27 protein-coding genes and 1 pseudogene are annotated in these 26,161 nt (G+C 72.1%); 14 read left to right on the plus strand and 14 right to left on the minus strand.

Going from position 1 to position 26,161, the window contains the following annotated elements; translation table 11 throughout:
- Positions 1-45 precede the first annotated feature (45 nt).
- Positions 46-477, minus strand: a complete 432-nt coding sequence (locus OG259_RS21855) for an ATP-binding protein (RefSeq protein ID WP_328943801.1) — start codon at positions 475-477, stop codon at positions 46-48.
- Positions 478-631: 154 nt separating this feature from the next.
- Here OG259_RS21855 and OG259_RS21860 point away from each other — a divergent pair, with 154 nt between their 5' ends.
- The 3 genes from OG259_RS21860 to OG259_RS21870 all read left to right on the plus strand — a co-directional run bounded on the left by OG259_RS21860 (position 632) and on the right by OG259_RS21870 (position 2,726).
- Positions 632-1,507, plus strand: a complete 876-nt coding sequence (locus tag OG259_RS21860; RefSeq protein ID WP_328943802.1) for a helix-turn-helix domain-containing protein — start codon at positions 632-634, stop codon at positions 1,505-1,507.
- Positions 1,504-1,713, plus strand: coding sequence for a DUF397 domain-containing protein (locus tag OG259_RS21865; RefSeq protein ID WP_328943803.1), 210 nt, complete (start codon positions 1,504-1,506; stop codon positions 1,711-1,713). The genes OG259_RS21860 and OG259_RS21865 overlap by 4 nt, the downstream gene beginning before the upstream one ends.
- A gap of 77 nt (positions 1,714-1,790) precedes the next feature.
- Positions 1,791-2,726: an intradiol ring-cleavage dioxygenase gene (locus tag OG259_RS21870; RefSeq protein WP_328943804.1), complete on the plus strand. Its 936-nt coding sequence runs from the start codon at positions 1,791-1,793 to the stop codon at positions 2,724-2,726.
- On the opposite strand, the gene OG259_RS21875 is transcribed toward OG259_RS21870, so the two are convergent.
- Complete coding sequence (locus OG259_RS21875) at positions 2,723-3,499, minus strand: triphosphoribosyl-dephospho-CoA synthase (RefSeq protein ID WP_328943805.1); 777 nt, start codon at positions 3,497-3,499, stop codon at positions 2,723-2,725. The genes OG259_RS21870 and OG259_RS21875 overlap by 4 nt on opposite strands.
- A 293-nt stretch (positions 3,500-3,792) precedes the next feature.
- On the opposite strand from OG259_RS21875, the pseudogene OG259_RS21880 reads away from it, so the two are divergent.
- Both OG259_RS21880 and OG259_RS21885 read left to right on the plus strand, forming a co-directional pair.
- Positions 3,793-3,897, plus strand: a pseudogene (locus OG259_RS21880) (Uma2 family endonuclease); the annotation flags it as partial.
- 100 nt (positions 3,898-3,997) lie between these two features.
- The gene (locus tag OG259_RS21885; RefSeq protein WP_328943806.1) at positions 3,998-4,351 is read left to right on the plus strand and encodes a DoxX family protein; all 354 of its coding nucleotides are present in this window, start codon (positions 3,998-4,000) and stop codon (positions 4,349-4,351) included.
- Positions 4,352-4,426: 75 nt separating this feature from the next.
- On the opposite strand, the gene metG is transcribed toward OG259_RS21885, so the two are convergent.
- Entirely contained in the window at positions 4,427-6,034 is a 1,608-nt protein-coding gene (gene metG / locus OG259_RS21890; protein ID WP_328943807.1) for a methionine--tRNA ligase, read from the minus strand.
- A gap of 89 nt (positions 6,035-6,123) precedes the next feature.
- Here metG and OG259_RS21895 point away from each other — a divergent pair, with 89 nt between their 5' ends.
- A complete protein-coding gene (locus OG259_RS21895) occupies positions 6,124-6,780 on the plus strand; it encodes a response regulator transcription factor (protein WP_266893837.1) in 657 nt (218 codons plus the stop codon).
- The gene (locus OG259_RS21900) at positions 6,777-7,925 is read left to right on the plus strand and encodes an ATP-binding protein (protein WP_328943808.1); all 1,149 of its coding nucleotides are present in this window, start codon (positions 6,777-6,779) and stop codon (positions 7,923-7,925) included. Before OG259_RS21895 ends, OG259_RS21900 begins: the two co-directional genes overlap by 4 nt.
- Here OG259_RS21900 and OG259_RS21905 read toward each other — a convergent pair.
- Positions 7,892-9,628, minus strand: a complete 1,737-nt coding sequence (locus OG259_RS21905; RefSeq protein WP_328943809.1) for a VWA domain-containing protein — start codon at positions 9,626-9,628, stop codon at positions 7,892-7,894. The genes OG259_RS21900 and OG259_RS21905 overlap by 34 nt on opposite strands.
- A 256-nt stretch (positions 9,629-9,884) precedes the next feature.
- Here OG259_RS21905 and OG259_RS21910 point away from each other — a divergent pair, with 256 nt between their 5' ends.
- A complete protein-coding gene (locus OG259_RS21910) occupies positions 9,885-11,945 on the plus strand; it encodes a PhoX family protein (RefSeq protein ID WP_328943810.1) in 2,061 nt (686 codons plus the stop codon).
- Between the two features lie 32 nt (positions 11,946-11,977).
- Here OG259_RS21910 and OG259_RS21915 read toward each other — a convergent pair whose 3' ends face one another.
- From OG259_RS21915 to OG259_RS21950, 8 genes are all read right to left on the minus strand, one after another.
- On the minus strand, positions 11,978-12,967 hold the full coding sequence (locus OG259_RS21915) for a hypothetical protein (RefSeq protein WP_266893829.1): 990 nt from the start codon (positions 12,965-12,967) through the stop codon (positions 11,978-11,980).
- Positions 12,968-13,047: 80 nt separating this feature from the next.
- Entirely contained in the window at positions 13,048-14,520 is a 1,473-nt protein-coding gene (locus tag OG259_RS21920; RefSeq protein ID WP_328943811.1) for an APC family permease, read from the minus strand.
- A 197-nt stretch (positions 14,521-14,717) separates the two neighbouring features.
- The gene (locus OG259_RS21925; RefSeq protein ID WP_328943812.1) at positions 14,718-16,670 is read right to left on the minus strand and encodes an FUSC family protein; all 1,953 of its coding nucleotides are present in this window, start codon (positions 16,668-16,670) and stop codon (positions 14,718-14,720) included.
- A gap of 112 nt (positions 16,671-16,782) precedes the next feature.
- Positions 16,783-17,019, minus strand: coding sequence for a DUF2630 family protein (locus tag OG259_RS21930; RefSeq protein WP_266893823.1), 237 nt, complete (start codon positions 17,017-17,019; stop codon positions 16,783-16,785).
- Positions 17,020-17,037: 18 nt separating this feature from the next.
- On the minus strand, positions 17,038-18,033 hold the full coding sequence (locus OG259_RS21935; RefSeq protein WP_328943813.1) for an endonuclease/exonuclease/phosphatase family protein: 996 nt from the start codon (positions 18,031-18,033) through the stop codon (positions 17,038-17,040).
- Positions 18,034-18,118: 85 nt separating this feature from the next.
- Complete coding sequence (locus OG259_RS21940) at positions 18,119-18,559, minus strand: hypothetical protein (protein ID WP_328943814.1); 441 nt, start codon at positions 18,557-18,559, stop codon at positions 18,119-18,121.
- 12 nt (positions 18,560-18,571) lie between these two features.
- Positions 18,572-19,003, minus strand: a complete 432-nt coding sequence (locus tag OG259_RS21945; RefSeq protein ID WP_328943815.1) for a DUF7144 family membrane protein — start codon at positions 19,001-19,003, stop codon at positions 18,572-18,574.
- Positions 19,004-19,040: 37 nt separating this feature from the next.
- Entirely contained in the window at positions 19,041-19,847 is an 807-nt protein-coding gene (locus OG259_RS21950) for an alpha/beta fold hydrolase (RefSeq protein WP_328943816.1), read from the minus strand.
- A 76-nt stretch (positions 19,848-19,923) separates the two neighbouring features.
- Here OG259_RS21950 and OG259_RS21955 point away from each other — a divergent pair, with 76 nt between their 5' ends.
- From OG259_RS21955 to OG259_RS21970, 4 genes are all read left to right on the plus strand, one after another.
- Entirely contained in the window at positions 19,924-21,255 is a 1,332-nt protein-coding gene (locus OG259_RS21955; RefSeq protein WP_328943817.1) for an aminotransferase-like domain-containing protein, read from the plus strand.
- Between the two features lie 129 nt (positions 21,256-21,384).
- Entirely contained in the window at positions 21,385-21,858 is a 474-nt protein-coding gene (locus tag OG259_RS21960) for an RrF2 family transcriptional regulator (protein ID WP_328947141.1), read from the plus strand.
- A gap of 195 nt (positions 21,859-22,053) precedes the next feature.
- Positions 22,054-22,524 (plus strand): RidA family protein, encoded by a 471-nt coding sequence (locus OG259_RS21965; RefSeq protein ID WP_328943818.1) that lies wholly within the window; start codon positions 22,054-22,056, stop codon positions 22,522-22,524.
- Between the two features lie 130 nt (positions 22,525-22,654).
- On the plus strand, positions 22,655-23,059 hold the full coding sequence (locus OG259_RS21970; protein ID WP_328943819.1) for a hypothetical protein: 405 nt from the start codon (positions 22,655-22,657) through the stop codon (positions 23,057-23,059).
- Here OG259_RS21970 and OG259_RS21975 read toward each other — a convergent pair.
- Positions 23,017-23,580 carry a hypothetical protein gene (locus tag OG259_RS21975; RefSeq protein ID WP_328943820.1) on the minus strand — a complete coding sequence of 188 codons (564 nt, stop codon included), beginning with the start codon at positions 23,578-23,580 and terminating at the stop codon, positions 23,017-23,019. The genes OG259_RS21970 and OG259_RS21975 overlap by 43 nt on opposite strands.
- 176 nt (positions 23,581-23,756) lie before the next feature.
- On the opposite strand from OG259_RS21975, the gene OG259_RS21980 reads away from it, so the two are divergent.
- Both OG259_RS21980 and OG259_RS21985 read left to right on the plus strand, forming a co-directional pair.
- Complete coding sequence (locus OG259_RS21980) at positions 23,757-24,806, plus strand: ATP-binding cassette domain-containing protein (RefSeq protein WP_328943821.1); 1,050 nt, start codon at positions 23,757-23,759, stop codon at positions 24,804-24,806.
- Entirely contained in the window at positions 24,803-25,669 is an 867-nt protein-coding gene (locus OG259_RS21985) for an ABC transporter permease (RefSeq protein WP_328943822.1), read from the plus strand. Before OG259_RS21980 ends, OG259_RS21985 begins: the two co-directional genes overlap by 4 nt.
- 9 nt (positions 25,670-25,678) lie before the next feature.
- Here OG259_RS21985 and OG259_RS21990 read toward each other — a convergent pair whose 3' ends face one another.
- On the minus strand, positions 25,679-26,050 hold the full coding sequence (locus OG259_RS21990) for a VOC family protein (RefSeq protein WP_266893801.1): 372 nt from the start codon (positions 26,048-26,050) through the stop codon (positions 25,679-25,681).
- Between the last annotated feature and the right edge of the window lie 111 nt (positions 26,051-26,161).

The following is a 26,161-nucleotide window of genomic DNA, read 5'->3' on the forward strand; positions in this document are numbered from 1 at the left end:
GGAGTCCACATTTCCGGGGTTCGGTGACCGCTCCTTCTGTGCAGGTCAGGGGCGTGGCAGGTCGAGTTCGGCCCATGCGGTCTTCCTCGGTACGGGACCGATCCCGACGCCCCACCGGTCGGCCAGCGCCTCGACGAGGAGCAGCCCGCGTCCGGAGTCGCCCTCGGGGGAGGGCGGTTGGAGGCGCGGGAGGCTCTCGCCCCGGGTGTCCGTCACCTCGATACGAAGGACCTCCGGCTGCGACCGGAGCGCCAGCCGGAAGCTCCGGCCGGCTACCCGGCCGTGCGTCGCGGCGTTCGCGGCGAGTTCGGCGACGACGTGGGTGGCGGCCTCCCTCACGTCGTACGGCACCTCGTGATCCCGCATCCACTCGACGGCGAGCAGCCGGGCGAGCCGGGCCCCGCGTGGCGTGGGCGACAGGAGCACGCTGAAGTGACGTGTCGACGGGGGTACTTGGGTGGTGTTCTGCTGATTCACGTCACCGAGCGTGGCCGCCGACGCCTACCGTGAACAGTGACGACGTCGATGCGTAGGGTGACTGTCCGGACCTTGTCCACTGCTGTCCGGGCTGTCCGGACGCGCCTCGGGGGTAGGGGCATCGCGCCACGAAGGGGCGAGGGAAGGGTGCGGTATGTCGGTGGACGGTGGGGCGCAGCGGCTCAAGACCGAAGCGGACGAGCCGGGGTGGGAGGTCGATCCCGACGATGACTGGGGTGTGGCCGTAGTCGCCACCGTGGGGCGGCAGTTGAGGCTGCGGAGGGAGGCGGTGGGGATGCGGGCCGCCGAGCTCGGGACGGCCACCGGCTATGGCGAGGACCTCATCTACAAGATCGAGAGCGGCAAGCGGATCCCGCGACCCGAGTTCCTGGACAAGGCGGACGAGGTGTTGGGGGCGGGTGGGCTGATCTCGGCGATGAAGGAGGACGTGGCGAAGGTCCGATACCCGAAGAAGATGCGGGCCTTGGCGAAGATGGAGGAGAGGGCGGTCGAGATCGGCGTGTACGAGTCCATCAACATCGCTGGACTGCTCCAGACGCCAGAGCACGCACGGGCTCTCATGGAGTCGTGGCTGCCCGCCTACTCGCCTGAGGACTTGGAACGCCGGGTGGCAGCCCGTGTGGCCCGGCAGTCGGTCTTCGAGCGGTCACCCGCTCCCGCTCTCGGTTTCGTGCTGGAAGAAGCGACGCTGTGCCGCAACGTTGGAGGCACAATGGTGCGGAGACGCCAGCTTGAACGCCTTTTGGAGGTGGGGCGGTTGAATACCGTCACGCTCCAGGTCATGCCGACGATGAGCGGAGCTCACCCCGGCATGAGCGGAAGGATCGAGTTGCTGAAGTTCGAGGACGGCACGGCTGTGGGGCGTTCCGACGGCGCGTTCAACGGTCGCCCGGTGTCGGACCTGAAGCAGTTGCGCATCCTTGAGTTGCGGTATGGCACCATCCGGGCTCAGGCCCTCCCGCCAGGAGAGTCTCTGACCCTCATTGAGCAACTGTTGGGAGAAACATGATCCACAACTCCTGCGCCGGGGACGCCTCCGAACTGGCGTGGTTCAAGAGCAGCTACAGCAGTGGCCCCGACGGAGACACCTGCATCGAGGTCGCCACCACCCCCGCCACCGTCCACGTCCGCGACTCCAAGAACCTCGGCGGTCCCCAGCTCGCGCTGACGCCGTCCGCCTGGGCGGGTTTCGTCTCGTACGCCGTCGCCAACTGACGTGGGCGTACACGTACACAGGAAGCCACAGCCCGCTCTCACGTTCCTGACAGGCGCGGTTCCTAGGGTCCTCGCCCATGAGTGAAAACCAGAAGCACAGGCGGGACATGACCCGGCGGCGGGCACTCGTCGCCGGTGGAGGGGCCGTGGTCGCGGCGGGGATCGGCGTCGGGGTCGTCTCCACCGCCTCGGCGGGTGGAGCGGCCGGGAAGAAGCCGGCCGCGAAGCCCACGACCGGCGAGGCCTGTTACCGGCTGACCTCGGAGACCACCGAAGGTCCGTACTACATCGACGCGGACAAGATCCGGAAGGACATCACGGAGGACCGGGAGGGCATCCCGATGACCGTCCGCCTCAAGGTGATCGACTCCGACACCTGCAAGCCGCTGCGGGGCGCCGCCGTCGACATCTGGCACTGCGACGCGCTCGGCATCTACTCCGGGTACGAGAGCCTCAGCTCGGGCGGCGGAGGCGGTGCCCCCGGGGGCGGTACTCCGCCGACCGGAACGCCGCCCACCGGCACCCCGCCCACCGACGCGCCCACCGGTACGCCTCCGACCGGAGGTCCCGGTGGCGGTGGCGGCGGCGGACACGAGGAGCCCACCGACGACAAGCGGTACCTGCGCGGTACCCAGCTCACCGACAAGCACGGGTACGTGGAGTTCCGGACGGTCTTCCCCGGCTGGTACCGGGGGCGGTGCGTGCACGTCCACACCAAGGTGCACGTCGGCGGGAAGATGACGGCCTCCGGCTACGAGGGCGGGCACACCTGTCACACCGGGCAGCTCTTCTTCGCCGAGGCCGCCGTCCTGGACTCCGCGAAGGTCGCCCCGTACTCCACCAGCACCACCGAGCGCACCACCCTCGACGACGACACCATCTACCCCGGCAACGGCGCCGAGGGCGGTCTGCTCACCCTCAAGTACCCCAAGGGGAAGATCGCCAAGGGGGTCGTCGCCACGCTGACGATGGGCGTCGACCCGGACGAGACCCACACGGGGACCTCCGCCTAACGGCGGCCGTCCAGGAACAGGGCGGCGGCGAGCAGGTGGCCGCTGCCCCGGGGCCGGAGGCCGCGTTCCCGCAGTCGCCGGTCGAAGTCGTCGAGGGCCAGCCGGCCCTCGACGACATCCCGGGCCCCGTCCTGCACCTCGCGCAGGCCGTACGGCCCCGCCGCGTGCAGCAGGCCGGTGTCCTGGAGCGTCGCCATCACGGTGAGCAGCGCGCCGATCCGCGCGTCCGCCTCGCGCGCCCCGCCGTCCCGGGCGGTCCGCAGGGCCGCCGACGCACGCCGTACGTGCGGGAACCCCGCCCGCGCCTCGCCCTTCGCGCCCGCGGCCCCGTACCGGACGGAGACGGCCGAGCCGGGGGTGGCCATGCGCGGAGCCCGGCCGTCCGGATGCGCCGCGATCCGCCCCGCGAGTCCGGTGATCTCCTCCACGGTCCCGCCCGGCGCGAGCGCGGCACCCGCCACCAGCAGACCCAGCGGCCACACGGCCCCGTGGTGCGGGCCCGCACCGCCGTCCGCGCGCGTCATGTCCCGCTCCGTGGACCGCCCGATCGCACCGAGCTCACCCCGAAGTCCCTTCCCGGGCTCCCCGGTCCGCCGCGCGGCCGCCGCCATCGCGGCGAGCCCCGGCTCCAGCGCCCGCGCGGACCACCTCAGCCTCGACAGATCCGCCTCACGGGCATCCGGAAGCCCCGGCTTGGGCGTCAACTCCACCCCCGCAAGGAGCCCTTCCACAGCGGCCCGGGCCAGCACCTCGTCCTCACGCGTCACGACCATGCCGCGCACGCTAGGCACCGGACCTGGGGGTTTCCTCGCGCCGCCCTGTGAACCGGCTGTGTCACCCACGGGGGTGAAGGCCATGGATTCCCGCATCCCACGGCGCTGGCATATGCCAGCGTGGCTGTCATGGCGACAGCGACGAACCCGGTCGGGCGGGCCGGGGAACACGTACCGTGGAAGGCGCCACCGATCCAGGAGGAGTCTGCCGTGAGCGTCCTGACTCAGGAGGGGTTCGAGGAACTCGCCCGTCTTGGCGAACGTGTGGACGAATCCCTGCGCCTTGAGTTCAGCGGTACGAGATGGTCGTGACGGTGCCCTTCGGCAAGACGGTCGCTCTGCCGGAGCCGGTGGGGATGGAGCTGGACACGGAACCGTTGAAGAACTGGGTCCACTGAAGTTTTTCGCGCGGGCCGTCACACTCTTCGGCTCCGCTCCGTCAGTGCAGTGTCCGGCTCGGTCGAGGCGGACACGGGCAAGGCTGAAGGAGCCGTCGCGATGTTCACCGAGATGTCCACCACCGCCATCGTCGTCACCGCCGTCGCCGCCTTCATGGCCGGGTTCTCCGCCGCGGCGATCTTCTTCAGGGCCGCGTTCGTCGTCGAGCCCCTCGCCCAGTACGGCGTGCCGCAGTCGTGGTGGAACTGGCTCGGGGCCGCCAAGGCCGCCGGGGCCGCCGGGCTCATCGTCGGGTTCTACGTGCCGGTCATCGGGACCCTCGCCGCGATCGGGCTGATCCTGTACTTCGCCGGCGCCGTGATCACCATCCTGCGGGCCCGCTCGTACGGCCACGTGCCCTTCCCGCTGGTCTACATGGCCCCCGCCGTCGCCGCCCTCGCCCTGACCTGGTGACCCGGTGACCCGTAGGGAAAAGGCCGCCGGCCCTGTGAACAGGGCCGGCGGCCTTCGCCGTACGTCAGACGGACGTCAGTCCTTCTTCGGCTCCTCCAGACGCGGGAACAGCACCGCGCCCTTCGTCACCGTCGCCCCGGCGGGGAGCTGCCCCCATGTGGCGGAGGACTGGACCGGCTGCGAGGGCAGCGTGCCCAGGGACGCCTCGGCGCCCAGCGACTCCCACAGCGCCTGCGAGGTCTCCGGCATGATCGGGTTCAGCAGGACGGCGACGGCGCGGAGCGACTCGGCGGCCGTGTACAGGATCGTGGCGAGGCGGGCGCGGCCCTCCTCGCTGTCGTCCTTCGCGACCTTCCACGGCTCCTGCTCCGTGATGTAGCCGTTGACCTGCTTCACGAAGTCGAAGATCGCCAGGATGCCGCCCTGGAAGTCGAGCTCCTCGCCGATCTTCGCGTCGGCGGTCGCGACCGCCTTGGCCAGGCCGTCCTGGATCGCCTTCTCCGCCTCGCCGTCGGCCGTCGAGGCCGGCAGCGCGCCGTCGAAGTACTTGCCGACCATGGCCGCGACGCGCGAGGCGAGGTTGCCGTAGTCGTTGGCCAGCTCGGACGTGTAGCGGGCGGAGAAGTCCTCCCACGAGAACGAGCCGTCCTGGCCGAACGCGATCGCCCGCAGGAAGTACCAGCGGTACGCGTCCACGCCGAAGTGCGAGGTCAGGTCCTGCGGCTTGATGCCGGTCAGGTTCGACTTCGACATCTTCTCGCCGCCGACCATCAGCCAGCCGTTGGCCGCCACCCGGCCGGGGACCGGCAGGCCCTGCGCCATCAGCATCGCCGGCCAGATCACCGCGTGGAAGCGCAGGATGTCCTTGCCGATGAGGTGGACGTTCGCCGGGAAGGTCTCGTCGAACTTCGCCGGGTTCTCGTTGTAGCCGACGGCCGTCGCGTAGTTGAGCAGCGCGTCGATCCACACGTAGATGACGTGCTTCTCGTCCCACGGCACCGGGACGCCCCAGTCGAACGTCGAGCGCGAGATGGAGAGGTCCTCCAGGCCCTGCTTGACGAAGTTCACGACCTCGTTGCGGGCCGACTCCGGCTGGATGAAGCCCGGGTTCGCCTCGTAGAACTCCAGGAGCTTCGGGCCGTACTCGCTCAGCTTGAAGAAGTAGTTCTCCTCCTTGAGGATCTCCACCGGCTTCTTGTGGACGGCGCACAGCTTCGTGCCGTCCTCGGCCTCGATGAGGTCGCCGGGGAGCTTGTACTCCTCGCAGCCCACGCAGTACGGGCCCTCGTAGCCGCCCTTGTAGATCTCGTCCTTGTCGTACAGGTCCTGCACGAACTCCTGGACGCGATCGGTGTGACGCTTCTGCGTGGTGCGGATGAAGTCGTCGTTCGCGATGTTCAGGTGCTCCCAGAGGGGCTTCCAGGCCTCCTCGACGAGCTTGTCGCACCAGGCCTGGGGCGTGACGTCGTTCGCCTCGGCCGTGCGCATGATCTTCTGACCGTGCTCGTCCGTGCCGGTGAGGTACCACACCTTCTCGCCGCGCTGACGGTGCCAGCGCGTGAGCACGTCGCCTGCGACGGTCGTATAGGCGTGGCCCAGGTGAGGAGCGTCGTTGACGTAGTAAATGGGGGTCGTGACGTAGAACGCCTTCGCCCCCTGCTTCTCGGATCCAGTGGCCGCCATGGTCGAAATCCTAACCGTCGTACGAAGATCCACTCACATCGATAAACCCCGGGGCGGGCGGCGGGCCGCGGACGAGGAGGATGGGGGACATGCGTGTACTGGTAGCCGAGGACGAACGGGACCTCGCCGAGCTCGTCGCCACCGGCCTGCGGCGCGCCGGCTTCGCCGTCGACACCGTCCACAGCGGCGACGCCGCCCTCGACCACCTCGGCCTCCACCCGTACGACGTCCTCGTCCTCGACCGCGACCTGCCGCGCGTCCACGGCGACGACGTCGCCCGGCGGCTCGTCGCCGAGGGCTCCCCGACCCGCATCCTCATGCTGACCGCCGCCACCGCGACGGAGGACCGTGTCACCGGGCTCGACCTGGGCGCCGACGACTACCTCGGCAAGCCCTTCGAGTTCCCCGAGCTGGTCTCCCGGGTCCGGGCCCTGCGCCGCCGCTCCGCCCGCGCGCCGCTGCCCCCGCTCCTGGAGCGGTACGGGCTCCGCGTGGACACCGTCCGGCGGACCGCCACCCGCGACGGACGGGACCTCGACCTCTCCCCCAAGGAGTTCTCCGTCCTCCAGATCCTCCTGGAGGCCGACGGGGCGGCCGTCTCCGCCGAGGAGCTCCTCGACCGCGCCTGGGACGTCCACGCCGACCCCTTCACCGGAGCCGTACGCGTCTGCATGAGCAAGCTGCGGGCCAAGCTGGGCGAGCCGGCGCTGATCAGGACGGTGCAGGGCGTGGGGTACCAGCTGTGACCTCGGGTGACGCGGGCTACCTGGGGTCCGGGTCCACCATCCGCACCCGCATCGCGCTCGTGTACGGGGGTGTCTTCCTGGTCCTCGGGACGGTGCTGCTGCTCGTCGTGAACCTGCTCGTCCTCGCCGGTACGGACGACGAGACCGATGCCATCGTCGCCCGCGCGAACGGGGCGGCGAGCGGCGTGCCGAGCGGCGTCGCCGTCGTGGAGGCGTACGAGCTGGGTGACGACATCAGCCGCGCCGCCGGTGAACAGATGCTCATGTGGTCGAGCCTCGCCCTGCTCGTCATGGCCTGCTGCGCCGTCGTCGTCGGCTGGTGGACCGCCGGGCGCGTCCTGCGGCCCGTCCACGAGATGACCGCCCGCGCGCGCCGCCTCTCCGAACGCAACCTGCACGACCGGATCGCGGTGAGCGGACCCGACGACGAGCTCAAGGAACTCGGCGACACGATCGACGCGCTCCTCGGACGTCTGGAGACCGCCTTCGACAGCCAGCGCCGCTTCATCGCCAACGCGTCGCACGAACTGCGGACCCCGCTCGCCACCCAGCGCGTCGCGATCCAGGTCGGCCTCGACGACGACTGCGACGTACGGCAGGTGCTCCTCGACGCCAACCGGCGCAGCGAACGCCTCATCGACGGCCTGCTCCTCCTCGCCCGCGGCGAGCGGGGGCTCGCCGAACGGGAGGACGTGCCGCTGGGCGAGGTCGCCGAGGAGGAGCACGCGGGCGCGTGCGTGATGGCCGACGGAGGTGTCGTACGCGGCAGCCGTGTGCTGCTCGGACAGCTCGTACGCAACCTCGTCACGAACGCGGTCGCGTACAACGTGCCGGGCGGAACCGTGGACGTACGCGCCGAGGGCGGGGTGCTGACCGTGACCAACACGGGTCCGGTCGTCCCGCCCGACGAGGTGACCGGTCTCTTCGAGCCCTTCCGGCGGGGCGAGGGGCGGGACCGCATGGGGCCGGGCGCGGGGCTCGGACTGTCCATCGTGCGGTCGATCGCGGCGGCGCACGGCGGGAGCGTGCGGGCGGTGGCGCGGGGCGCGGAGGAAGGCGGCGGCCTGGTGGTGACGGTGACCCTGCCGGTCACCGTCACCCCGGTCCCGGGTCAGAACTCCAGGTCGGCGAGCAGTCCGCGGTAGAAGGCGGCGTGCGCGGTCTCCACGGGGGTCACGCCCGCGAAGTACGTGCCGGTACGAGGAGCGCCGTCGAGCTTCCGGAGGAAGTCGAAGGCCTTGTTGTCCTCCTCGCCCCAGGCCACGAACCGCCAGTGCAGCGGACGCTCCGCGGCCTCGGCCAGGGCCTGGGTCGCGGCGGTCTTCGACTCCGGCGCGCCGTCCGTCTGGAAGACGACCAGGGCGGTACGGGTCGGGTCGGCCTTCTCGTGGTGCGCCAGGACCTCTTCCACGGCGCGGTGGTAGTTGGTACGGCCCAGGCGACCGAGACCGGCGTTCACCTCCTCCACGTGGGTGGGGGTGAGGGTGCCGGGGGTCAGGTCGACCGTCCCGTCGATGTCCGTCGAGAAGAACACGGTCGTGACGGTGGCGTCCTCGTCGAGGTGCGCCGCGAGCGCGGTGACCTGCTCGGCGAGCCGCTGCACGGAGCCGTCCTTGAAGTACCCGCGCATCGACCCGGACCGGTCGACGACGAGGTACACGGCGGCCCGGCTCCCTGCGAGCCCCTGCTTCTTGAGCTGCGCGCCGGCGGCCTTGTAGGCGTCGGCGAGGTGGGGGGCGGCCGCCTTGAGACGGGCGAGGGGGAGAGCGGGGGAGCCTGCCGACTCCGGGGCGACGTCGGCCTCCGCCTCCGGCTCGGTGGCTTCCGCTTCGGTGGCTTCCGCCTCGGCCTCGGTGGCTTGCGCCTCGACGGTGACGGCCTCCGGCTCGGTGGCTTCGGCCTCGGTGGCTTCGGCTTCGGTGGCTTCCGCCTCGACCGCGACGGCCTCAGGCTCGGTGGCTTCCGCCTCGACGGTGACGGCCTCCGGCTCGGTCGGAGCCACGACGTCGGCCTCCGGCTCGGCGGCGGTGTCGGCTGCTTCGGCCTCCGCTTCGGCCTGCGCGGCGGCGGGCTCCTGCTGAGCTTCCGGCTCGGCGGCGGCCTCGTCGGCACCCGTCTGCGGCTCGGCCGCGACGGGCCCGACGGCCTGCTCGGCCGGAGCCGCGGTGGCGGACTCCGCCTCCACCTGCTCCTCCGAAGCCGGTGCGGACGCGTCGGCGTCCCCGTCCACGACGGCAGCCGCCTCAGGCTCCGTCGGCTCCGCCTCGACGGCGTCCGCCTCAGGCTCCACGTCCCGCTCCTGCGGGGCGGCTTCGGCCTCTGCGGCGGCCGGCGCGTCGGCGTCCGCCGTGGCCTCGGCCGGCGTCTCGGCCGGGGCCGACTCCTCGGCCACCGGCGTCTCCACCGGCGTCTCGACCGTCTCCACCGGCTCCACGGCCTGCGGCTCGGCCGCCTCCGCGACCGGCGTCGTCGTCGCCTCCGGCTCCGCGTCGGCCTCGACGGCAGCCACAACCGGCGCTTCCACCTCGGCCTCGGCCGCAACCGGCGTCTTCGCCTCAGCGGCAGGCGTCTCCGTCCCCGCTCCCGGCGCAGGCGTCTTCGCCCGTGCGCGCGGGATCTGCGGGTTGTCGAACGACGCCGCCACCAGATCGTCCGCCGCACGGCGGGCCTCGGACTCGGGAGTGCCCGAGGACGAGGACGAGGACGAAGACGTGGAGGCGGACGAGGCCGTCGACGCCGACGCCGACGCCGACGTGGTCTCACGCGTCTGGGACGGGACGACGGAGGTCGCCGGGGATTCCTCGCGGTCCCGGCCGAAGACCTTGCGCAGCATGCTCCGAATACCCATGGGCGAACCCTTTCGCATGAGTGGGGTGCGTGTGAATGTCCGTACTGGGCGTTTCGGGACGTTCATCCCTGGCCAGGGCGGACACGTAAGGTTAGCGGCCACCCCTCCCCTCCTCGGCGACCCGGTCGCCCCCGGTTGCCGTGCATTCATTCGGCGTTCACTCCATCGCCGTCCCTGTGCAGATGTGCGCACATAGCGTCGCCGCCGAAGGAATCCCGACACCATGTCGGCGCAGTGTGCGCCGTAGGAGGACGAAGTGCGCAAACTGCTGCCGCTGCTGAGCACGAACCCCCACGGAGGCGGCCGTTCCGCTCTCACGTGCCGTTACCGCTGTGGTGACGCCTGCTTCCACGAGGTGCCCAACACCAGCGACAACGAGTACGTCGGCGACGTCATAGCCGGTGCGCTCTCCCGCCGTTCCGCCCTGCGCGCCGCCGCCGTGGTCACCGTCGCCTCCGCCGCCGGTGGTGCCCTCACCCTCGGCAACGCCCCCGCCGCCGAAGCCCACTCCCAGAAGCCGGGCCACGGCCACGGCTCCGGCAGGGCCGACGGCGCCCGCGGTCTCCGCTTCACCCCGGTCGCGCCCAACACCGCCGACCAGGTCACCGTCCCCTCCGGCTACTCGCAGAACGTGGTCATCCGCTGGGGCGAGCCCATCCTCCGCGGCGCCCCCGCCTTCGACTCCGAGAAGCAGACGGCGAAGGCCCAGGCCGGCCAGTTCGGTTACAACAACGACTTCCTCTCCCTGCTGCCGCTGCGCGGGGAGCACGACCGCCAGGTCCTCGTCGCGAACCACGAGTACACCGACGAGGTCCTGATGTTCCGCGGCTACGACGCCGCCAACCCGACCCGCGAGCAGGTCGAGATCGCCTGGGCCGCGCACGGCCTGTCGGTCGTCGTCGTCCAGGAGGAGCACCGCACCGGCAAGCTCGCCCCGGTCTCCCGCCACTACCTCAACCGCCGTCTCCACACGACGAGCGAGTTCGAGGTGACCGGCCCCGCCGCCGGCAGCGACCTGCTGAAGACCTCCGCCGACCCCGAGGGCCGTACCGTCCTCGGCACGCTCAACAACTGCGCCGGTGGCACCACCCCGTGGGGCACCACCCTCCACGGCGAGGAGAACTTCAACCAGTACTTCGCCAACGGCTCCAGCGCCACCGACAAGCGCTACGGCGTCGGCACCGGTGCCACCGAGCGCAAGTGGGAGCGGTTCGACAAGCGCTTCGACCTCAAGCAGGAGCCCAACGAGGTCCACCGCTTCGGCTGGGTCGTCGAGCTCGACCCGTACGACCCCGACTCCACGCCCCGCAAGCGCACCGCGCTCGGCCGCTTCAAGCACGAGGCCGCGCAGCCCCGTCTCACCGACGACGGCCGCCCGGTCGTCTACATGGGCGACGACGAGCGCTTCGACTACTTCTACAAGTTCGTCTCCTCGAAGCGGATGAAGAAGGGGAACTCGCGGGCCGCCCGCGAGCACAACCTCACCCTGCTCGACGAGGGCACCCTGTACGTCGCCAAGCTGACCGGCGACTCCCCGGCCGCCGAGATCGACGGCACCGGCAAGCACCCCACCGACGGCGAGTTCGACGGCTCCGGCGTGTGGATCCCGCTCGCCACCGGCGACGTCTCGCACGTCCCCGGCATGACCGCCGAAGAGGTGTACGTCTTCACCCGCCTCGCCGGTGACAAGGTCGGCGCCACCAAGATGGACCGCCCCGAGGACGTCGAGCCGTCCCCGCGCACCGGCCGCGTCTACGTCGCGCTCACCAACAACACCGACCGCGGCAAGGCCGGCAAGGCCCCCGCCGACGAGGCCAACCCGCGCAACCTCAACAAGCACGGGCAGATCCTCGAACTGGCCGAGAACTGGGACGACCCGTCCTCCGACGGTTTCGCCTGGCGTCTCTTCCTCGTCGCCGGTGACCCGAACGACCCGGCCACCTACTTCGCGGGCTACCCCAAGGAGAAGGTCTCCCAGATCTCCTGCCCGGACAACGTGGCCTTCGACCCGCACGGCAACCTGTGGATCTCCACCGACGGCGCCCAGCTCGGCTCGCACGACGGCCTGTTCGGCGTCGCCACGCAGGGCGAGCGCCGCGGTGAGCTCAAGCAGTTCCTGACCGTGCCGAAGGGCGCCGAGACCTGCGGCCCGATCATCCAGGACCGCCGCGTCCTGGTGGCCGTGCAGCACCCGGGCGAGATCGACGGCGCCTCCGTCGAGAAGCCCGCCTCGGTCTGGCCCGACGGACCCGGGAAGATCGTCCGCCCGTCGGTCGTCGCCGTCTGGCGCACGGACGGCCGCGACATCGGCGTCTGAGCCTCACGGGGCCCGGGGGTGGGGTGACTCGGTCACTCCACCCCCAGGCCCTCCCTGAACCGTACGAACTGCTCCTCCGGGTCCCCCGTGTACGCCCACGGCACCCACGCCGCCCGGGTGCCCAGCATCCCGAGCAGCTCCCGGGCGATCTCGACCTGGCCCGCGTAGCAGGCGGCGTGGACCAGGAAGTTGAGGTCGCCGACCTCTTCCGGTGCGACCGGTGCCCCCGGGTCCCGGCCGCCGATCCACCGCGCGTGCGTGCGGCGCAGTTCCGTCACGGCCAGTTCGTGCTTCCAGTGCTGGTCGAAGCCGCGCACCGGGCCCCGCCCGAGCGCCCCGTCCGCGATGTACCGGTACTCCTCGACCCGGGCCACCTGCACGAGGACGGGCAGCGGGGAGCCGGGCGGGGCCACGCCCGCCGCGTCGCGGGCGAAGTCGTACATGCTGCCGTGCGTGCCGTGCCACCGCGCCGACCAGTAGCGCAGCACCTGGATGTGACCCTCCGTGTTGTACGGGTCCCGGCGCCGCAACTCGTCGAACCAGTGACGCAGTTCCCGGCGCGGCACCCCGCCCTCGTACAGTCGGGCCACCGAGAGCAGCGACACCCACGGCATCGGGTCGGCGGGGGCCGCCTCGGCCGCGCCCCGGCAGGCGTCGACGGCGGCGTCGATCCGGCCCCTTTCGACGGCGGCGCCCCGGCCGGCGGCGATGGCCGCGTCGAAGACCCGTACGACCTCGGTCGCCGCCCGCAGCACGGCCGCGTCCGGGTTGCCCGGCTCGGCGGCCCGCCAGGTCTCCACGGTGGAGCTGCCGGCGGCGGCGTGCGAGAGGAGCCGCAGCCGGTGGGTGCGGCGGGCCCAGTGGTCGCCGGTGGCGGCGAGCAGGTCCCGTACGCCCTGCCAGCGGCCGATGACGATGTCGTGGCGCGCCTCGGTCAGCGCGCGGTCCCCGAAGTCCGGGTCGAAGTCGGGCGCGAAGCGCTCCGGACGTGCCGAGCGCGCGGAGCGGCGGCGTACGGCCATCGGGGGCCTCCTTCGGGTTCGGCTGCCGTCAGAAGTCGTGGGCGTGAGGGGTGTCGCGGTGGTGCTGGTGCTGCCGGTGGTCAGAAGTCCGTGGCGTAACTCTTGTCCCGGGGGCCCGTACGCGCGTGCGTGGCCGGGCCCGAGCCCTCCGAGGCGGCCATCGCGCGGGCGGCGTCCAGGCGGGCCGGGCGGTAGTAGTCGCTGCCCTTGCGCCAGTACACGAGCAGCGGGACGACGCCGAGGAGCAGGCCGCCGAGGCCGATCGTGAGGGCGGTGGTGGAGAGTTCGCCGAGCGATTCGACGAAGGTCCAGAGCATGAACGCGGAGCCGAGCAGCGGCCAGAGGCCGCCGAGCAGCATGTTCCGTACGGAGCGGAAGAGGACCGACTTGTACGCGACGACGGCGGCGATGCCCGCGAGGCCGTAGTAGAACGCGATCTGGAGTCCGATCGCGGAGACGGCGTCCCGGAGGATCTGCTGCACGGAGCCGGCGGCCGCGGCGGCGGCGAACATCACCAGGGCGGCGCCGCCGACGGCGGCGATCGCGACCCACGGGGTGTTCCACCGGCGGTGCACGGCGCCGAGCGCGGCCGGCAGGGTCCGGTCGCGGCCCATCGCGAAGAGCGAGCGGGTGACCTGGAGGAGGGTGGTCTCCAGGGTGGCGACGGTGGACAGGAGGACGGCCACGACGAGGAGTTTGCCCCCGATGCCGGGCCAGATCTCCTGGCCGACGACGGCGAGGACGTTGGGTCCGGCGGTACGGATCTCGTCGGCGCTCAGCAGCACGTTCACGGCGACTGTGACGGCCACGAAGAGGAGGAAGACGAAGCCGACGCCGACGAGCGCGGCGAGCCCCGCGGTGCGACGGCTGTTCCTGGTCTCCTCGCTGAGGTTGCTGGTGACGTCCCAGCCCCAGTAGTAGAACGCGGCGATCAGCGCGCCGGCGGCGAAGCCCTGCGGCCCGTCGAACTGGCTGAAGGAGAACCAGGACCAGTCGAAGGCGGTGGCCCGCCCCCGGTGCGCGATGGCGGCGAGGATGAAACCGAAGAGGATCAGCATCTCGACGCCGGACATGATCAGTTGCGCCCGTACGGTCAGCCGGGCGCCGCCCAGGACGACGAGCAGCATGATCAGGAACCAGCCGGCGCCGACGGCCGCCGCGAGCGGGGTGCTGTCGGCGAGGTCCTGGTCGATGAGGGCGAGCGTGAGGGAGCCGGCGGGCAGCGATCCCGCCACCATGAAGACGGTGGCGGCGAAGACGAGGGCCCAGCCGGAGAGGAAGCCGAGGAAGGGGTGGAGGGTGCGGCCCACCCAGGAGTAGCCGGCACCGGCGTTGACGTCGATCCGCCCGAGGCGGGCGTACGCGAGGACGATGCCGAACATCGGTATCGCGCAGTAGAGCAGGGCGGCGGGTCCCGCGTAGCCGACGGCGCCGAAGAGCACGGCGGTCGTCGCGGCCATCGAGTAGGCGGGAGCGCTGCCGGCGACGGCCATCACGATCGTGTCGAAGGTGCCGAGGACATTGGGCTGGAGCCCTCTGTTCGTGGTGCGCATGGCGGGGTCCTCGGGGCGCGGGGGGTGAGGCAGGGCGAAGTGGCCCGTCCGCCGGGCCGATTGCCGACGGCGGCGGGCGCGGATCACGGTGAGATCGAGCGCATCGTAGTCGCCCGGGTGGCTTCCGGTAACGGCGGTGGGGAGGGTTCCGTTCCGTGACCGCCGGTAAGTCCTCCCGTACGCCCCTGCGGGGAGGTTTACCGCAGGTCGGGACCGGCGATGGCGCGGGCCGCGCTGACCTCCTGGCGGAGGGGCGCGAGGACTCCGTTCTCGTCGCCGGGAAGCTCGGAGCGGACCTCGACCAGGGTGTCCGACGCACGGATTCCCTGAGCGAGTTCGCGCAGCTCCCGCTCGACGGCGGTGACCTCGGCGGGGTCGGGATCCGGGGCGCCGTGGTCGACCCGGATCCGGGCGGCGGTGGTGGCGTCCACGATCCGCTCGACGGCGACGACGAGCGGCCACCAGGCGGCGGCGCGGGTACCGGTGGGCGGCGGCTCGGTGAGCGCGCGCTGGAACTCGGAGCGGACGGTGGAGAGATCGCGGTAGAGCTTCCGCCGTGCGCGCAGTCGCCCGCCCTGGTCCTCGCTTCCTCCGAACGCGCAGGTCACATAGGCGGCGGTGTCGGAGACGGCGTCCGCGAGCCGGTCGCCGACCCGGGCGTGCCAGGACTCGGGCCAGAGCAGATAGCCGGCGACCAGCGCGATGCCGCAGCCGATCAGGGAGTCGTACAGGCGGGGCATGACGAGGTCGAAGCCCTGCTGGTTGAGAGTGTCGGAGAGCAGCAGGATCACGGGGGTGATGGCCGCGGTCTGGAAGGCGTACCCCTTCGCGGAGAAGGCCGGGATGAGGGCGGCGAGCACGCACATCACGGGCACGTCCCACCAGCCGCGCGGCACCTCGGCGAGGACGAGCGCGGCGAGGAGGAGTCCGGCGGCGGTGCCGAAGGCGCGGAGCACGGCGCGGGAGAAGACCGAGCCGAAGTCGGGCTTCATGACGAACGTGACGGTGAGGGCGACCCAGTACGAGCGGGGGACGGCGATCAGCGAGACGAGCGCCTGCGCGAGCCCGATGCAGAGGGCGAGCCGGAGCCCGTACCGCCAGGACGCCTCGGAGAACAGGACTGCGCGGGTGGCGCGGCGGGCCCGCACCCGGAGCGCGGCGGGGCGGCCGAGCCGGTCGTCGACGTTGTACGGGTCGGGCTCGGCCTTGTGGACGACGGCGGCGGCGTGCCGCAGGGCATGGTCGACGGCCTTCTCGGCAGGCCGTTCGGGGGTCGGCAGATCGAGTACGGGTGCCCCGGTGCGGCCCTCGTCGACGGCGTCGGCCAGCTCGCGCACGGCCGCGGGGATCGTCGGGGACAGCGGCCCGTAGAGCTGGGCGCGGAGATGGGCGGCGGGGGCGGCCTCGACGAGCGGGATGACGACGTTCAGCTGGGCGAGCAGCCGGACGAGGGAGGGCGCGCGGCCGTGCTGCCGGGCGCGGCGGGCGAGGACCAGGTCGTAGGACTGGTTGAGGGATGCGGTGACGGCCTGCCGCTTCTCGTCGTACGCGTCGCTGCCGGTGGCCTCGTACAGCTCGGCGACGGAACGGTAGGTCGCGGCGACGGCGGACCGCTCGGGCGCGGCGCCGCGGAGCGGCCAGCCGAGGAGGGAGAGGAGGAGGACGAAGAGCCCGCCGAGGGTGAGCAGGAGCGGCGCCGTCCACCAGGGGTCGGGCATGGGGAGCCCGGCCCCCACCACGGAGTTGAGGAGCAGAAGCAGTCCGGAGACGGAGGCGACGGCCCCGATGGAGGAGATCATCCCGGAGACGAGCGCGACGAAGGTGAGCACGGCGACGGCGACCCAGCCGTGCCCGAAGACGACGGTCCCGAGAGTGACTCCGACGGCCCCGAAGAACTGCGGCACGGCGATGTTGAAGATCCGCATCCGATAGGCGTCGGCGGTGTCGCCGATGACCCCGGAGAGCGCCCCCATGGACACGAGCGCCCCATAGGCGGGCCGCCCGACGGCCAGCCCGACGGCGAGCGGAACGGACAGCGCGACGGCGGAACGTCCGACGGCGGCCCAGGGAATCGGCGCGGGCGCGGGCCTGAACCCGGCGGTCAGCCAGGCGGGCGGGGAGAGCCGTACGGGACCTGCGGGACGTGCCATGGGGCCAACGTACTGGCCGGGGCCGCGCGGTGGCTCCGGTCGGGCCCGCGGCCCCCCGCCCCTGCCCACAACGGAAGCCGGCTCGGCGGCGCGGTGTCGGGGGTGCCGCGGCTCAGTTGCGGTAGGACTCGACCTCGGTGGCCGGGCGGAGGGTGGCCGTGTCCGGGTCCTCGCCGTATTCCGCCTTGGCCCGGCGCTGGCGCAGCAGGTCCCAGCACTGGTCCAGGCGGACCTCCAGGTCCGCGAGGCGGGTGCGTTCCTCGGGGAGGAGGCCGCCGGTGCGCTGGCGCAGGGCGCGTTCCTCCTCTACGAGGGCTCCGATGTCGTCCAGGATCTCCTCGTTCTCCATGTCCTCCAGGGTCGCCGATCAGCGCGGCCCGCGCAGGTCGAGATCGGCGAGGACCGCGCGGTGGTCGGAGCCCGCCAGGTCGAGGAAGCGGACGTCGCGGACGCTGAAGCCGTTGACCAGGACGTGGTCGATCTGGACGTACGGGGGGAGGGGGCCCTCCATGGGCCAGGTGGGGGTGCGGCTCGCGTTCGCGCGCCGGGACGCGTCCTGGAGCCCGCCCGCGGCGAGGATCGCGCGGAAGGCCGCGTGGTCCTGGGAGGCGTTGAAGTCGCCGGCGATCAGCGTCGGGCCCTGGGCCTGCCGGGCGGCGAAGTCCTTGATCCGGGCCAGTTCCCGCTTCCACAGATGCACCTGGCCGGGCAGCGGCGGCAGCGGGTGCGCCAGCTGGAGCCGTACCGGTACGCCCGCGATGTCGGCCGTGGCGCCCGGCATGCCCATGGCCGCCGGGATCATGCGCCAGTCGCGGAGGGGGTAGGCGCTGAGCAGGATGGAGCCGACCGAGCCTTCGCCGTCGACGGTGGCGTAGTGCGGGAGTTCCGTGGCGAAGGTCTTCGTGAGGGTGTCCCGGCAGGCCCGGTCGCATTCCGACACGAAGACGAGCTGGGGCCGCTCCCGTCGGATCACGCCGGTCAGCGCCCGCGTCCCCTGGCCGAATTCGACGTTCGCGGCGATGGCCTTGACCCGTGCGAGCGGCAGTCCGTACGAGATGACGGTCTGCGGCATGTACGGCACGGAGCTCCAGGCGGTGGCGGTGAGGACGAGGACCGCCGCGAAGGTCAGCGCGCGGCGCCGGGCCGCGGCGGCGAGGAGCAGGGCGAGGCCGGCGGGGACCGTCAGCCAGGGGAGGAACGAGAGCAGTTGGGGGATCGGGGTCACCGCGTCGGTGTCCAGGACGCGGCAGGCCGTGACCAGGGCCGGCACCACCAGGAGCAGCCCGGCGGCCCAGGCCGTGACGCGGTGCCTGGGCCGGAGGGGCTGATCGCGGGGTGGTGGGGGCGGGCTGCTGCTGTTCACGGGTTCTGCAGTCTCCGCACTCTCCGTACTCTCCGCGGGTTCTGCGGGTTCTGCGTTCTCTGCGGTCAGGACTCGGTCCACTCCGTCAGTGTCGCAGGGCCTGCTCGATCTCTGCCGTCGGTTCGCCCGAGAGCGTCCGATTGCTGCGTGCCGTACCGGTCTTGGACGCTCCGGGCTTGACGCCGTCGATGTTCAGGACGACCGAGTCGAGGAAGTTTCCGTCCGCGTCCCGGAAGGTGACCATGATCGTGTAGTCGGCGTCCTCGTCCTTCGGGTTGGTCGCCGTGATCTCCGCGACCGTGCGGTCCCCGTCGGTGCTCGTCGGCCCGGCGGTCACGTCGCCGGTGGCCTTGACCCCGTCCTTGACCTCGTTCATCTTGTCCTGGGCCGCCGAGGCGGCGGCCGCGGTCGCCGAGGACACGATGTCGCCGGCCGTCTCCTTGGCGGCGTCGCACCCGGTGAGGGTGAGGGTCGCCGTGGCGGCGACCCCGAGAGCGAGAGCGGGGATGCGCGGGATTCGCCTCATGCGCCCGCCTCCTCAGAACTTCTCGCCCGAGCCGTACGACTCGTCCGTCGCGAGCGCCCAGATCACGAAGACCGAGATGGCCATCGCGAACAGCGCCCAGGCCGGCTGGTACGGCAGGAAGAGGAACTGGAGCAGGATGTTCAGGGACGCGAGCGCGATGCCCGCGACCCGGCCCCACTCCGCGCCCTTGAGGATGCCGAAGCCGGCGATCGCGAGCACGATGCCGAGGATCAGATGGATCCAGCCCCAGGTGGTGAGGTTGAACTTGAAGACGTAGTCGCCGACGCGGGTGTAGACGTCGTCCTCGGCGATTCCGGCGATGCCCTGGAAGACGTCCATGAAGCCGGTGACCAGCATGAGGACGCCCGCGAAGAGCGTGCCGCCGCTCGCCCAGGCGGCGGAGGAGGAGTTCTGCCTGCGGGGTGGTGCCGTGTTCTGGCTCATGGCCCCATCGTCGGAGCGTTCGTACGGTTCCGAATCTTCAGTTGGGCCGTACGAGTGAGCGGAGGTAGTTCTCCAGTACGGCGTCGAAGTCGTCCGGGCGCTCCAGGTTCGGCAGGTGCGCGGCTTCCTCGATCACGGCGAGCGTGGAGTGGGGGAGGAGTGCGTGCATGTCCTCCGCGTCGGCGACCGGGGTGTACGAGTCGTCCCGGCCGACCACGACGAGCGCGGGGAACGGGACCTTCGTCAGCGTCTCCCGGTAGTCCGGGCGCTCGGCCCGGCCGCGCAGCGCCGCCGCCGCGCCCGCGGGGTCGGTCGCGCACATCATGCGGTGCACGTGCGGGGCGGCGTGCGTGTTGTACGGGGCCACCATCCGGTCCAGTACCTCGTCGGCGTACTCCCGCGCGGCCTGGGCGCCCCCGGCGAGCAGCCGGTCGGCCATGGCGTTCCTGGCGGCCTTGCCCTCGTCGGTCTCGGCGGCGGGGAAGGTGTCGGCGAGGACGAGGCCGCGGATCCGCTCGGGGTGGCGGCGGTAGAGCTCCATGGCGATCTGGCCGCCCATGGAGAGGCCGGCGAGGACGCAGTCGTCGATCCGGAGGGCGTCGAGGAGGTCGATCAGGTCCTCGGCGAAGTCGCCCAGGCCGGTCTTGTCCTGCCGTGCGCCGAGGGGGGTCCTTCCGTAGCCGCGCAGGTCCGGGGCGATCACCCGGTGGGTGGCGGAGAAGCGGTCGATCTGGGGCTGCCACATGGTGTGGTCGAAGGGGTGGCCGTGAACGAGGAGGAGGGCGGGGCCCTCGCCCTTGTCCTCGTAGTGGATCTCGGTGGCGAGGGTGCGGATGTCGGGCATGTCCGCAGGCTAGGCAGGCCCAAGTGCTCGGTGCAATAAGATCTTTGCTCTCGGTGCAATGGGGGAGGGGCTGGGCGTGGAGGAGTACCGGAGGATCGCCGACCGGGTCGAGGCGGCCGTACGGGACGGGCGGCTGCGGCCCGGCGACCGGCTGCCGCCGCAGCGGGTCTTCGCCCGCCGCCATGCCATCGCGAACTCGACGGCCATCCGCGTGTACGGGGAGCTCGCCCGCCGGGGCGTCGTCGTCGGGGAGGTCGGGCGCGGCACCTTCGTCCGGGCCGCGCCCCCGCTCCCGGGGCCCGCGCTCGCCGAGGCGACCGGCCTCGCCCCCGTCGACCTCCAGCTCAACTACCCCGTCGCCGAAGGGCAGTCGGAGCTGATGGCCCGCGCGCTCGCCGCCCTCGCCCGGCCCGACGTCCTGGCCGAGGCGGTGTCCCGGCCGGCCGCCGCGACCGGCACCCCGGAGGCCCGCGACGCGGCGGTGAGCGTGCTCGCCCGGCCCGGCTGGGCGCCCGACCCCGCGAGCGTGCTCTTCGCCGGGAACGGCCGGCAGGCCATCGCCGCCGCGCTCTCCGCGCTCGTTCCGCCCGGCGGTCGGCTGGGCGTCGAGGCCCTCACGTATCCCCTGGTCAAAGCGGTGGCCGAGCGGCTCGGCATCCGGCTCGTGCCGCTCGCCCTGGACGCCGAGGGGGTACGGCCCGAGGCGCTCGCGGCGGCCCACCGGGCGGCACCGCTGTCCGCCGTCTACCTCCAGCCGACCCTGCACAACCCGCTCTCCTCGACCGCGGGAGAGGGGCGCCGGGCCGAACTGGCCGAGCTGCTCCGGACCTTGGACCTGACGGCCGTCGAGGACACCACCTGGGCCTTCCTCGTCCCGGACCCGCCCGTCCCGCTCGCCGCCCACGCCCCCGAGCGGGTCGTCCTCGTCGACAGCCTCTCCAAGCGGCTGGCCCCCGGCCTGACCGTCGGCTACCTCGTGGTCCCCGGACGGCTCCGCGCGGCCGTGGCGGAGGCCCTGCGCTCCGGCGCCTGGACGGCGGGCGGCCTCGCGCTCGCGGCCGCCGTCCGCTGGACCGGGGACGGCACGGTCGCCGAGGCGGTCACGGCCAAGCGGGCGGACACGGAGGCCCGGCACGCCCTGGTCCGGCGGCGGCTCGCCGGGCAGGTCGTCCGGACCTCCCCGCACGCCTACTACTGCTGGTGGGAGCTGCCCGCGCCCTGGCGGGCGGAGACGTTCACGGCGGCCGCCGCCGCACGTGCGGGCGTGGCGGTCACCCCGGGCAGCGCCTTCGCGGTGGGCACGGGAACGGCCCCGGACGCGATCCGGGTCGGGCTCGCGTCGCCGCCGCGCGCGGTGCTCGACGAGGCCCTGGGGCGACTCGTGGCGCTGGCGGAGGCGGGGGCCTGAGCGCGCCCGTCCCCTGAACGGGCCTTCCTCCTGAACGGGCCTTCCTCCTGAACGGCCCTCTCCCCAGGGCCTGTTCGGGGACGTTCCTTGCGGTCTCTATTCTGGATATGTAAAGTCCAGGTTATGAAGATGGGCGACGGCGTGGAATGGGCACTGCACAGCTGCCTGAACCTGGCCTGGATCGGGTCCGGGAGGGCGGTCACCGCCGCGCGCCTCGCGGCCTATCACGAGCTGCCCCCGGCCTACCTCAACAAGCAGCTCCAGGCGCTCGCCCGCGCCGGGATCGTCACCTCGGTCTCGGGCCCCAAGGGCGGCTTCCGGCTGGCCCGCGGCCTCGACCGGATCACGTTGATGGACGTCGTCGCCGCCGTCGAAGGCCCTGACGAGGCCTTCCGCTGCACCGAGATCCGGCAGCAGGGACCCGGTGCGGGGGCGCCGGGGGCGTACGCCGCGGAGTGCGCCATCGCCGGGGCCATGGGGCGGGCCGACCTGGCCTGGCGCCGGGAGCTCATGGCCCAGACCCTGGACGACGTCCGGGAGCGGGCCGAACTCCAGGCACCGGCCGCGCCGGAGCGAATCCGCCACTGGTTCGCCAACGTCTGACGTCCACCGACGTTCTGCGTTCTGCGTGCGACGTGCGACGTGCGCCGACGTCCGAAAACGGCCGCCCTCCCGGCTTCGGGTGGGCTTCTGCCTCGTCGACCCCGGGCCGCCCGTTCCACGGGCCGTACGCTCGCGCGCCGCACTCACCCTGGCCGCCTGCCCGGTGGCCGCGCTCTCCGGAAGGAACGATCACTCATGACCGCTCAGACCTCCGCCGCTCAGACCTCCGCCGCTCAGACCGTCGGCGCCTCCGCAGCCGCCGCCGACCAGCGGGTCATCACCAACCCCGGCACCCTCCACGACCCCACCCCCTTCGGCTACAGCCACGCCGTCTCCGCGCCCGGCGAGCTCGTCTTCATCGGCGGCCAGTACGCCTCCGACGCCACCGGCGCCCCCGTCCCCGGCGACTTCGCCGCCCAGGTCGAGCTCTCCCTCACCAACCTCCGGCTCGCCCTCGAAGGCGTCGGCCTCGGCCTGGAGCACGTCGTCCGCCTCGGCACGTACGTCGTCGAGCACGACATGGCCAAGCTGGAGGCCCTCGGCAAGGGCCTGCACGCCCACTTCGGCGAGCGGCTGCCGGCCCAGACCCTCAGCGGGGTCGCCGCGCTCGCCCTGCCGGGGATGCTCTTCGAGATCGACGCGGTGGCCGTGCGGCCCGCCGCCTGACCCGCTGCCCGACGCGCGTACCGCCCGCCGCCCGGCCCGCCGCCTGATCCACTTGCGGGGCGCCGGGCGCGGGTGTGCCCTGGAGGGTGCGGGAAGCAGCAGGGGGGCGAGAGACGAAGGAGCTCCTGCCATGGCCGCACACGCAGCGATACCCGTCCGGAAGCCGTTCAGCACGCACGGCCTGGCCACCCCGACCATCATCGGTGTCCTGTACGGCCTCTACGCGGCGACCGTCGCACGCCAGGGCGGACCCACGACCCTGGGTCAGCTGTGGCTCGGGCTGATCTCGGCCGTGGTGCTCGCCGGAGGGATCTACGTCCTCCGGCGCTTCGGCCGCGCCCTGCCCCGCGAACTGCGGGCCGCCGCCTGGGGTTCCCTGTCGGGCATCGCGGTCGGGTTCCTCTACAGCCTGTCCGGCGCCAGCATCTTCTCGTCCAGCGGGCTCGGACTCATCGTCGCCGGGGTCAACGCCGCTGCCGCCTACTACCTCTTCTACACCCACGAGGACGCCGAGGGACGGCCCGCGCCGTACTGAGCGGCCCCGCGCCTCCCGTCGTCGCGACGGCGCCGGCGGTAGGCCACCGCCACCGCGGTGAGCAGTACCGGCCAGGCCAGGAGCGGCGCGTAGCAGGCGACGAGCAGGGCCTCCTGTGCCGGAGTGCCCTGGATGCCCGGCCCCAGGTCCGCGTACGAGGCGTACACGCCCCACCCGACGATCGCGCACAGTCCCGCCGCTCCGGCCAGGGCCGCGCCGGTCGCCGCCGCCGGGTTCACCCGGCGCCCGCCGAGGAACGGCATCCAGCGGGGGAAGACCTCGCCCCAGGAGCGGACGAGCCCCAGGGTCAGGAAGGCGAGGAGCTCCGACACGACGCTGAGGGAGACGACGTACACCGACTCCCCCGGGCTCATGGCGCCGAGGTCGGCGTCCTGCGTGACCGGGAGACCGGCGACGAGCGCGAGGCGCCACAGACCGGACGGGAGGGTGACGAGGGGAACGGCGTGAGCGGCGAGGACGGCCCAACGGGGCACGTCGGGAAGGGCTTTGGTTCTCATCATGCGTCCAGCGTTCCGCCGGGGCCGGGGTCCTGACGTCGCCCCGGAGAGCGGTCCGCCTCCACCGCGAGGCGGAGACGGGATCCTCCGCCCTGGCGAGACGGCGCCGGGCGACGGAGACTGGTGGGAGCGCCCTTTTCCGCGCGCTCTTCCGCGCCCTCTCCTGGAGGATCCACGGTATGACCGACCTCGCCATCGAGACCGAGGGCCTGGTCAAGGTCTTCGGTACGAACCGCGCCGTCGACGGGATCGATCTGCGAGTCCCCGCCGGGACCGTCTACGGGGTCCTCGGCCCCAACGGCGCCGGCAAGACCACCGCCGTCAAGATGCTCGCCACCCTGCTCCGCCCCGACGGCGGCCGGGCCCGCGTCTTCGGCAAGGACGTCGTCAAGGACGCCGACACCGTGCGCGGCCGGGTGAGTCTCACCGGCCAGTACGCCTCCGTCGACGAGGACCTGACCGGCACCGAGAACCTCGTCCTGCTCGGCCGGCTGCTCGGCCACTCCCGGCCCGCCGCCCGCGAGCGCTCCGGGCAGCTGCTCGCCGCGTTCGGGCTCGCGGAGGCCGCCGACAAGCAGATCAAGAACTACTCGGGCGGCATGCGGCGCCGTATCGACATCGCCGCGTCCATCCTCAACACCCCCGACCTGCTGTTCCTCGACGAGCCGACCACCGGCCTCGACCCGCGCAGCCGCAACCAGGTCTGGGACATCGTCCGCGCGGTGGTCGCCCAGGGCACCACCGTCCTGCTGACCACCCAGTACCTGGACGAGGCGGACCAGCTGGCCTCCCGCATCGCCGTCATCGACCACGGAAGGGTGATCGCGGAGGGCACGAAGGGCGAGCTGAAGGCCTCCGTCGGCTCCGGTTCGGTGCACGTACGGCTCCGGGACCCCGAGCAGCGCCCGGAGGCGGAGCGGGTCCTCCAGGCCGCTCTGAAGGCGTCCGTGCAGCTCGAACCCGACCCCGTGGCGCTCACCGCCACCGTCAACGGCCACGGGACGGACCTGGGCGCCGCCGAGCAGGCCGCGCGGGCCCTCGCGGAGCTGTCGAGGGCCGGGATCCTGGTCGACAACTTCGCGCTCGGGCAGCCCAGCCTCGACGAGGTGTTCCTGGCGCTGACCGACCGGCCCGCGGACACGACCGGCAGGGACGGCAGCGACGGCGACGGCAGCGACGGCGACGGCAGCGACGGCATCGACACCCACCGGAAGGGACCGACGGCATGAGCACCGTCACCACCGGCAAGGACACGCAGACGACCGAGGCGCTCGACTTCGTCGCCCCCAAGGCGGACGAACTCGCGGAGCTGCTCGTGGGGCAGTCCCGCCCGCCGCGCCCCAGTGCGGTCTCCGCCTCGATGACCTTCGGCTGGCGGGCCATGTTGAAGATCAAGCACGTGCCGGAGCAGCTGTTCGACGTGACGGCGTTCCCGATCATGATGGTGCTGATGTACACGTACCTCTTCGGAGGTGCCCTGGCCGGTTCGGTCTCCTCGTACATCCAGTTCCTGCTGCCCGGCATCCTCGTGATGAGCGTCGTGATGATCACGATGTACACGGGGGTCTCGGTCAACACCGACATCGAGAAGGGCGTCTTCGACCGCTTCCGCACGCTGCCGATCTGGCGGCCGGCGCCGATGGTCGGGTATCTCCTCGGCGACGTGGTGCGCTATCTGATCGCCTCGGCGGTGATGCTGACCGTCGGCATGATCATCGGCTACCGGCCGGACGGCGGGATCGTGGGCGTGCTGCTCGGGGTCGCGCTGCTGCTGGTGTTCTCGTTCGCGTTCTCGTGGATCTGGACCATGTTCGGTCTGCTGCTGCGCAGCGAGAAGTCCGTCATGGGCGTGTCGATGATGGTGATCTTCCCGCTGACGTTCCTGTCCAACGTGTTCGTCGACCCGAAGACGATGCCGGGCTGGCTGCAGGCCTTCGTGAACAACAGCCCGGTGACGCACCTGGCCTCGGCGGTGCGGGAGTTGATGGCCGGGAACTGGCCGGCGGCGGACATCGCGTGGTCGCTGGGGTGGTCCGTGCTGTTCGTGGTGGTCTTCGGCACGGTCACCATGCGGCTCTACAACCGCAAGTAGCCACCGCTGTCACCGACCTCGTGGGGTGGTCTGCTGGACGGCCCAGCGGTTGCCGTCCGGGTCGGCGAAGTAGACGAAGGAACCCCAGGGCTGGTCGTCGATCTCGGTGACCTCGATCCCGCGGGTGCTGAGTTCGCGGTGGGCCTCCTCGATGTCGGTGACGACGACCTGCATGTTGTCCAGGGAGCCCGGGGCCATCTCCGTGATCCCCTTGCCGAAGGCGATCGAGCAGGCCGAACCGGGCGGGGTCATCTGGACGAAGCGGATGTCGTCACTGACCGGGATGTCGTGGTCGGCGTGGAAGCCCACGCGCTCGTAGAAGGCCTTGGCCCGGTCGATGTCGGTGACGGGCACGCCGATCAGTTCGAGTCTGATGTCCATGGGGGCATCATGCGCCGGGCGGCAGCCGGGCGCACGGCGTGCGCCGCCTCACGGTTGACCTTCCCCCGCGGGGAAGGCCCAGCATCGTCGTGCCGGGCGGAAAGCCCGGCG

Origin of the sequence: Streptomyces sp. NBC_00250 (assembly GCF_036192275.1) — a bacterium.
In the GTDB taxonomy this organism is placed as follows: Bacteria; Actinomycetota; Actinomycetes; order Streptomycetales; family Streptomycetaceae; genus Streptomyces.